Origin of the sequence: Kutzneria sp. 744, assembly GCF_000568255.1 — a bacterium.
Classification (GTDB): Bacteria; Actinomycetota; Actinomycetes; order Mycobacteriales; family Pseudonocardiaceae; genus Kutzneria.
This window is the reverse complement of record NZ_KK037166.1, coordinates 3,958,063-3,966,136: the sequence shown is the minus strand read 5'-3', so window position 1 is coordinate 3,966,136 and position 8,074 is coordinate 3,958,063. Positions and strand designations below refer to the sequence as shown.

General features: G+C 70.7%; 7 protein-coding genes. 4 read left to right on the top strand and 3 right to left on the bottom strand.

Annotated features, from left to right (window positions below; genetic code table 11):
* The 3 genes from KUTG_RS61370 to KUTG_RS17660 form a co-directional block, all read right to left on the bottom strand.
* Positions 1-1,370, bottom strand: a 1,370-nt coding sequence (locus KUTG_RS61370) for a beta-ketoacyl synthase N-terminal-like domain-containing protein (protein ID WP_198047212.1), incomplete at its 3' end; no start/stop codon positions are given.
* Positions 1,371-1,379: 9 nt separating this feature from the next.
* On the bottom strand, positions 1,380-2,801 hold the full coding sequence (locus KUTG_RS17665) for an ATP-binding protein (RefSeq protein ID WP_043718227.1): 1,422 nt from the start codon (positions 2,799-2,801) through the stop codon (positions 1,380-1,382).
* Between the two features lie 178 nt (positions 2,802-2,979).
* Positions 2,980-3,858 (bottom strand): helix-turn-helix transcriptional regulator, encoded by an 879-nt coding sequence (locus KUTG_RS17660; protein ID WP_043718224.1) that lies wholly within the window; start codon positions 3,856-3,858, stop codon positions 2,980-2,982.
* 374 nt (positions 3,859-4,232) lie between these two features.
* On the opposite strand from KUTG_RS17660, the gene KUTG_RS17655 reads away from it, so the two are divergent.
* The 4 genes from KUTG_RS17655 to KUTG_RS61365 all read left to right on the top strand — a co-directional run.
* Positions 4,233-5,228 carry a hypothetical protein gene (locus tag KUTG_RS17655; RefSeq protein ID WP_043718221.1) on the top strand — a complete coding sequence of 332 codons (996 nt, stop codon included), beginning with the start codon at positions 4,233-4,235 and terminating at the stop codon, positions 5,226-5,228.
* Between the two features lie 30 nt (positions 5,229-5,258).
* Positions 5,259-6,455, top strand: a complete 1,197-nt coding sequence (locus KUTG_RS17650) for an IS701 family transposase (protein ID WP_052394800.1) — start codon at positions 5,259-5,261, stop codon at positions 6,453-6,455.
* Positions 6,456-6,496: 41 nt separating this feature from the next.
* Positions 6,497-7,801 (top strand): maltokinase N-terminal cap-like domain-containing protein, encoded by a 1,305-nt coding sequence (locus tag KUTG_RS17645; protein ID WP_043718218.1) that lies wholly within the window; start codon positions 6,497-6,499, stop codon positions 7,799-7,801.
* An 82-nt stretch (positions 7,802-7,883) separates the two neighbouring features.
* A partial coding sequence (locus tag KUTG_RS61365) for a cyclic nucleotide-binding domain-containing protein (protein ID WP_043718215.1) occupies positions 7,884-8,074 on the top strand: 191 nt, incomplete at its 3' end.

The window sequence follows — 8,074 nt, the reverse complement described above, 5'->3', positions numbered from 1 at the left end:
CGCGCCGAGATAGGCAACAGGAAGCCTGGCATCGCACGGTCGCGCCGCTGCGCGGACAGCACGGCCGGAGCCTCTTCGAGCACGACGTGCGCGTTCACGCCGCTGAGGCCGAAGCTGCTGACCCCGGCCATGCGCGGCCGCCCGCGGTCGGCCCACGGCGTCGCCGCGGTGGCGAGACCGAGGACGTCGGCGAACTCGGCCAGCACGGGGTTGGGGCGGGTCACGTGCAGCGTCGGCGGGATGCGGCGGTGCTTCAACGCCAACGCCGTCTTGATCAGCCCGACCAGACCGGCGGCCACCTCCGTGTGGCCGATGTTGGTCTTGGCCGACCCGACCAGACACGGATCCCCACCGCGCCGCTGGCCCAGAACCTCGGCCAGCGCGGTCAGTTCGGCCGCGTCACCGGCCGGCGTGCCGGGACCGTGCGCCTCCACGTAGTCGATTTCGGCGGCATCGACGCCGGCGTCCCGGTGCGCGGCCAGAAGCATGGCCCGCTGCCCCTCCACGGACGGCGCGACCATCGGCCCACCGCTGGACCCGTTCGATGTCACGGAAGTTCCGCGCACCAGGGCGTGGATCCGGTCGCCGTCGGCCAGCGCGTCGGACATGCGCTTGAGCACCACCACTGCCGCGCCCTCGCTGCGTACGTAGCCGTTGGCGTCCGCGTCGCCGAACCGGCAGCGGCCGTCCGGCGACAACACGCCCGCCTGGGACAGTCCCAGGTAGAGATTGGGCGACAGCAACAGGTTCACGCCGCCGACGATCGCCTTGTCCGACTCGCCGAACCACAGGCTGCGGCAGGCTTCCTGCACGGCGATGAGCGAAGCCGCACACGTGGCGTCCACGCCGACGGCCGGCCCGCGCAGGTCGAAGGCGTGCGAGATCCAGCCCGCCGCCAGGCCCCACGAGCCGGCGCCGGTGGCCGCGCGCAGGTCGATCATGCCCGCGCCGACCAGCATGTCCCAGTACTCGGTGGACAGAACGCTGGTGTAGACACCGGTTCGGCTGCCGGCCAGTTGCGTCGTGGTCAGGCCGGCGTCCTCCACCGCCTCCCAGGCCACCTCCAGCAGCAGCCGGTGCCCGGGGTCCAGCCGCATGGCGTCCCGCTCGGCCATGCCGAAGAAGTCCGCGTCGAAATCCTCGATGCCGTCCAGGAATCCGCCGCGCCTGGTGACGATGCGACCGGCCGTGCGGGGGACCGGGTCGTGCAGGGCGTCGATGTCGAACCGGGTGGCCGGCACCTCGGAAGTGGTGTCCAGGCCGCTGTCGAGAACCTGCCAGAAGTCGGCGATCCCGGAGGCTCCCGGTAATCGGCAGGCCATCCCGACCACGGCGATCGGATCGCGGTCCTGCCGGTGTGTCGAAGTCATTCCTCCCCCTCAGTTCTGGGTGCTCGGTGTCACGGTGGCGGCGCGCGCAGGGGGCGCGTGCCCGCCGTGCCGCCCGGCCAGGGTGCCGAGCGCGACGGCCACTGCCCAGCCCGAGTTGCGGGCGGCCGCGTGGAACTCGCGGGCCAGCGTGGTCGCCTCGCCGATGCGACCACCGAGCAGCAGTGCGTCGATCAGGCAGCCGGTCAGATAGCCCGGCAGCCAGGGAAACTCGTTCTCGAGCAGATCCGCGCAGATCAGCGCGCGCCGCAGTTGCGGGACGCCGTCCACATAACGGCCGACGGCCACGGCATTGGTCGCCCGCGCGGCGTGCGCGAACAGCCGGACCTCGGGGTCGATCGAGTGCGCCAGCGCCGCCAGCGTGGCGGACGCCTCGGCCCGCTCGCCGGTCAGCGCCTGGAACCACGCCAGGTGCGCGCGGGACCGTTCGTCCTGGCTGTGGCAGCGCAGCGCGAACACCGCCTCGTGGCTCATGCCCAGTCCGAACGCCAGCACCATCGCCTCGACGAACTGACGCCGGCAGTCCACCGGGCCGTTGGCCGATTGCAGCAGGCGCCAGCTGTCGTCGGGACGGCCACGCAGCAGCAGCACGATGGCCCACTTGCACAGAACCTCGTCGCGCAGCCCGACCCACGTGGCCAGCCGGCACAGCATGTCGACCCGACTCAGCGCCACGGCCCGCCAGGCTTCCTCCAGAGCCTGGAGCAGGCGTTCGGTGAGCTCGTCGTCGGCCCTGGTCGCCGACGGCGTCGGGAACTCGGCCAGCTGCCAGCCGTCCGAGTGCTGTACGAGAACGTCGAACAGCCCGCGCGACACGAGTTCGCTGAGCAGTCCGGCGTTGCCACGAGTCGCGGCGTGCAGCGCGCCGGCGGTGGCGGTGCCGACGCGGACCTCACCCCCGACGAGTTCGCCCACGAGCGCGGCGACCTCGTGCGGAGTCAGAGCCCCCAGCCGCACGGTCGTCGTGTCGTGCCGGTAGCGGACGAAGTCCACGGCCGCCGGCGATCCGCTCACGCCGTGCGGCTCGGTCACCACCAAGGTGGTTCTGCTGTCCCGATTGAGCTCGCTCAGCACGAACATCGAGGCGTGGTCGATCAGATGGGCGTCGTCCACGGTGATGATCAGCCGGCGGCCGGCGGCCAGGTCCGCGATGGCCCGCACCGCGTCCGTTTCGGTCCGCACGTCCCCGGGAAGCACGGCCCGCAGCGTGGAAAGCGGCTGCCGGGACGCGCACGGTGTCACCCGGAGAACCAGTGTGTCGCTCAGGTCCATACCGCGCAGCGCCGCCGCGAGCAGGCTGCTGCGACCGGCCCCGTGCTCCCCGGTGATCACCAGCGAGGCCGGGGCCGGCGCCGTCAACGCGGCGCGAATGGTCCTCAGCTGGTCGGCTCTGCCGATGAATCCCCGAACCATGGGTGCATGTCTCCCTCCCCCACGAAACGTCCGCGGAGCCGGCGTGATCGCCGTCGACTCGTAGCGGAGGTGCGACCGCAAACGGCTTCGCTAATGCGCGGAGGGCATGCGGTAACAGATCCTTGTCGCCGCTGACGTTGGTTCGAGTATCAACTAGTTCAAAACGCCGGGTCAACAGCTACGTAACGATGTCCCCTGTAGACCAAAGGGATCCATTGGGTCCGCCGGGTCCGCTGCCGGGCGGAGGGGCGCCGTGTACTTCATTTGCCGGCACGTGGACGATGATCGCGTCGAAGCTGTTGTCGGCCATATAGAGAACGACCAGGTGCCACTCCCTGATGCCGTGCACCGGATGGCGCAGCAAACGAGTCCTTGTCCGCTGCCCGACCACGTCGTGGCCGTTCCACCAGCGATTGAAATCCGGGCTCGCCTCACGAAGATCAGCGATGATTGCGTGCAGGGTCTTGTCCTGCGGACGCTGGGCCCAGACACCGCGGAACCGGGCGACGTAGTCCCGCGCCTCGTCCTCCCACTCGACCAGGCGGTCCCGGGCCGTCGGTTCGGTGAACGTCCACCACATGATGTTGCGCCGTTCCGGCGGCATCGCCGCGAAGTCGCCGTACCAGCTGACCGCGGCCGCGTTCCAGGCCAGCACGTCGCCGTTCTGGTTGGCGTGGTAGATCGGGCAGTCGTCCGAACTCAGCGCCGTGACCACCTCGGAGATGAACTGGCCCGGCTGCGGGTCCTGGCTCCGATTGGCCGGAGGGGCCTGGCCGTGGGCCAGCATGTGCATGTAGCGGCGCTCGTCCTCGGACAGGCCGAGCACCCGGGCCAGGCTGTCCAGTACTTCCGTGGACGGCCGAATGTTGCGCCCTTGTTCCAAATAGGTGTACCAGGTGGGACTGACCCCGGCGAGCACCGCCACTTCTTCGCGGCGCAGGCCGTTGGTGCGTCTTCTGGAGCCGGCGGGCAGCCCGACCGACTCCGGTGGGATCCGCTCTCTTCGCGTGCGCAGGAATGCGGCCAGCTCGTTCCTTTTGTCTCGGCCGTCCGGCACGCGATCCTCCTTTCGCTACTCGTCGTTCAGCGTAGAACACACACCGTGAGCCCGACCGGCTGGACGTTCGGGCAGCTCCGCTGCCCCTCGCTCATGAGATGTTCAGCTGTTTGGCAGCGTGACCGTTCCCCGACAACCGACACACCTCTCCCAAGGTTTGTAGTTCCCAAGACCTTAGCCCAGAAACGGGCCAATAGGACCGGCCGGAGGCCTGTGATCGCGCCCATCCGTCACCTGATCAGGTGTTTCGGACCCGTGACCGTGTGATCGGGGATCGGTACTGGTATTCGCAGTGCCACCACAAGCTGACTCTGCCGCCCCGCCGCGTCCCGATCGATGCTTGAGCAACGTCGAGGTAGGGGAAGGGGCTTGAAGTGGTGGTCTACCTGATCGCCGTGCTGACCGGGATCGCACTGGGCGGCGCCGCGGTGCTGAGCGTGCTGCGCACCGTCGTCAACCCGCGGGACCGGTCCTCGTTGGCGGCCCGGTTGACCGCGCGTCTCACCTACCGGCTGCTCCTGGCCAGCACGTCGGCGCTGCCGCAGCGGCGCCGGGAACGCGCGCTCGACCTGAGCGCGCCACTGAGCCTGACGGCGCTGCTCGCCATCTGGCTCGGCACCACGGCCGGGGCGAGCTGGCTGGTCGCTTACGGCCTGCCCGCTGGGGCGGGGCAGGCCGTGCACATCGCCGGCTGGGCGTTGGCGGGGCTGCAGGCCCTGCTGTTCTCGGTCTACCTGAGCAAGCTGATCGAGAGCTACCAGCGCCGGGAGGCCATCACCACTCGGCTGCAGGCCAGGGCCACCAGCCCGCTGGACGCCGAAGTGGTGCTGGCCGACCGGTTGCGCGGCGGCTCGCGGTCCGACCTCGGCACGGCCTTCGAGCACTGGGCCGACTGGATGGCCGACGTCCGGTCCAGCCACGCCGGCTATCCGGCGCTGTTGTACCAGCGTCCGGCCGGACAGATGTGCTGGGTGGAGGCGGCCGTCATCGTGCTCGACGCGGCCGCGCTGACCGAGGCGGTCGCGCCGACATGGGCCCCGCCGAGCGTGCGCGTCCTGCTCGCCGCCGGCAGCGACTGCATCCAGAGGTTGGCCTGGCAGCTGAACATTCAGCTCGAGGTGCCGACCGTGAGCATGCACGGGCGCGAGGAGCGGGCCTTCTCCGACTCCGTGCGCTACGCGGCGGCCGCCGGCCTGCCGATGGAGCGGGACAGCGAGAAGTCGTGGCTGGCATTTCAGGACAGCCGCACCCGGTACGCGCCGCACGCCGACGCGATCTGCCTGCACCTCAGATATCTGAAGGGGTCATGGGGGCCGGAAACGGATAGCGGCGCCATGGGGGAGGCCGCCGCACCGCGCTCGATCCAGTGAGAGTTCGCCATTCGTCACGGTGGGGGAGAAATGCACACGATCACGAAGACGACGAATCCGGAAGCCGGCCGGGCCGGTGGCGGGCTGTCCTGGTTCTGCCAGGGGCTGTTCGCCTCGCTGCCCCGGTCCGATCAGCGCCGCTGGGCCGAGGTCTATGTGCGTGGCCTCATCGAGGTTCCCGGCCGCAAGTCCATCCGCCGCATTTCCGACCACGTCCTGGGCTGGCGGGCCGACCAGTGCCTGCAGCAGTTCGTCAACCAGAGCCCGTGGCAGTGGGAACCGGTGCGGCGCAGCCTGGCCACCCAGTTCGCCGCGACCACGCCGGCCCAGGCGTGGGTGTTGGAGGAGGCCGTCTTCCCCAAGAACGGGGACAGCTCGGTCGGTGTGGCCAAGCAGTACGTGCCGGCCGCGCGACGCACCATCAACTGCCAGCTCGGCGTCGCGGTGTTCATGGCCAACGAGTCCGCCAGCTGCCCGGTCAACTGGCGGCTGCTGCTGCCGCGCAACTGGTCGGACGACGAAGTCCGCCGCTCGCGAACCCATGTGCCGGAGGAGGAACGGCACCGTCCTATGTGGTCGTGCGCGCTGGACGCCATCGACGAGATGGTCACGCAGTGGGGCCTCGCCCCCGCGCCGATCGTGGTCGACGCCAGCAGCCACGCCGACATCGGCGAGCTGATCGACGGCCTTGAGCAGCGCGGACTCCGTTATCTGGTGCGGATTCCCGCCGACACCGCGGTGCCGCCGGTCAACGGCCGCCGGTTCACCGCGGGCGAGCTGGCCATGCTGGCAGCCCGCCGCGGCCAGCTGACGATGAGCTGGCGCGACCCGGCCACGCAGCGCGTCGGCTCCTCCCGGTGGATCCTCGGTGTGATTCCCAACGCGGAGAACGTGGTCCAGATGGCCCCGCACGCCGCGTACCGGCGGATGCGCCGGATCGCCGCCGAATGGCTGCCCGGCAGCATCGCGCCGACCTCGGTGTGGCTGACCAACATGCACAACGCGCGGCTGCCCGAGCTGGTCGCCCTGACCCGGCTGCGGCGGCGCACCGGGGAGGACATGGCCCGCCTCAACGACGGCTTCGGCCTGCGTCATTTCGAGGGCCGCAGCTTCCGCGGCTGGCACCACCACGTGACGCTCGCCTCCGCGGCGCACGCCTTTTCCACGCTGGCCGCCGTCGACGAGGAGTACGCCGACGAGTTGGCCACCCTGCGGCCGTACGCCTGAGGTCTGGAGGTCTCGTGCACTGGGATCCTGAGTCGGGCCGGATGAGTCCGCTGGAACACGCCCTGGTCTCGTGGCTGCCCCGCCGGCGCTGGTTCGCCGGCGGGGGACGGGACCCGCACCGGGTCGAGATCCTCTCCGCCGCCGAGCTGACCACCGACTGCGCCGCGGCCGGCGCGCTCGTGGTCGTCGAGGTGTCCTATTCGGACGGTGACACCGAGCTCTACCACGTGCCGCTGGGACAGCGGACCGTGCTGCCGTCGGACATCGGGTCGGCGGCGGTCATGACGGCCGCCGACGGCGTGGTCTACGACGCCACCGTGGACTCCGGGCTGATGGGCTCGCTGCTGGCGATGATCGGCGGCGCCGAGACCTCCGGCAGCATCGGCTTCTGCCCGGAGCCCGGCTCGTGGATCACCGGCTGCGACCCGGTTCCCGGCCGGCCGCTCGGGGTCGAGCAGTCCAACACCTCCGTCGTGTTCGGGGATCGGGCCATTCTCAAGCTGTTCCGGCACCTGACTTCCGGCGTCAACCCGGAGTTGGAGCTGCACCGGGTCCTGGGCGGCGCGCGGGTGCCGCGGCTGCTTGGCTCGATCGAGGGCACCCTGCGCGGCGCGCCCGTGACCTTGGGCGTGCTGCATGAGTTCGCCGCCGGCTCTCGGGACGGCTGGTTGCTGGCCACCGACGCCTTGCACAACCTGGTGTCCGGTGTCGACGACGGCTCGGCGTTCGTGGCCGACGTCGAACTGCTCGGCGCCGCGGTGGCCGATGTGCACGTGGCGCTGGCCGATCGGCTCGGCGTATCCACAATGGACAGTGAGACCCTGGCCGACGTCTTGTGCGCACGCTTGGATCGGGCCCTGGCGGCGGCCCCCGCGCTGGGCCGGCACGCCGACCGCATCCGGGCCGTCTACCGGGCTCCCGCCGCGGCCGGCGAGAAGGTGCTGACCCAGCGCGTGCACGGAGATCTCCATCTCGGGCAGGTGTTGCGGGCCGGCGACGGCTGGCTCCTGATCGACTTCGAGGGTGAGCCCGCCGCCGAGGACATCTCCGCCCCGCACTCCCCGCTGCGCGACGTCGCCGGCATGCTGCGCTCCTTCGACTACGCCGCCGGCCAGGTCGGCGACGCGTGGTCCCGCTGCCAGTCCGAGCGGTGGCTCTCCCAGGTGCGGTCGGCCTTCATCGCCGGCTACAGCCGGGAGTCCGGCGTCGACCTGGGCCGCGCCCGCTCGGTGCTGACCGCTTACGAACTGGACAAGGCGGTGTACGAGGTCGCGTACGAGACGAGGAGTCGCCCTGCCTGGGCCGACATCCCGCTCCGCGCCGTCTCCGCCATCCTGGGCGGGTGACCGCCCCCTGTGCTGACGCCCCGCCCCCTTGCCGGGGCGTCAGCACAGCCTTTGTCCTGGCCCTTGCCCGGAGGGATCTCGCATGAACGTCGACACCTTGCGGGGCATCGCCCTTTTCGCCGCCCTGGACAGCTTCCAGCTGGCGTGGATCGCCGAGGCCGGCGCCGAGCTCTCGCTGGCCGACGGCGAGGTGCTCTTCCACGACGGGCAGCCGGCCGACGCGTTTTTCGTTCTGGTGGACGGGGAACTGGCCTTCAGCGCGCGGGACGCCGG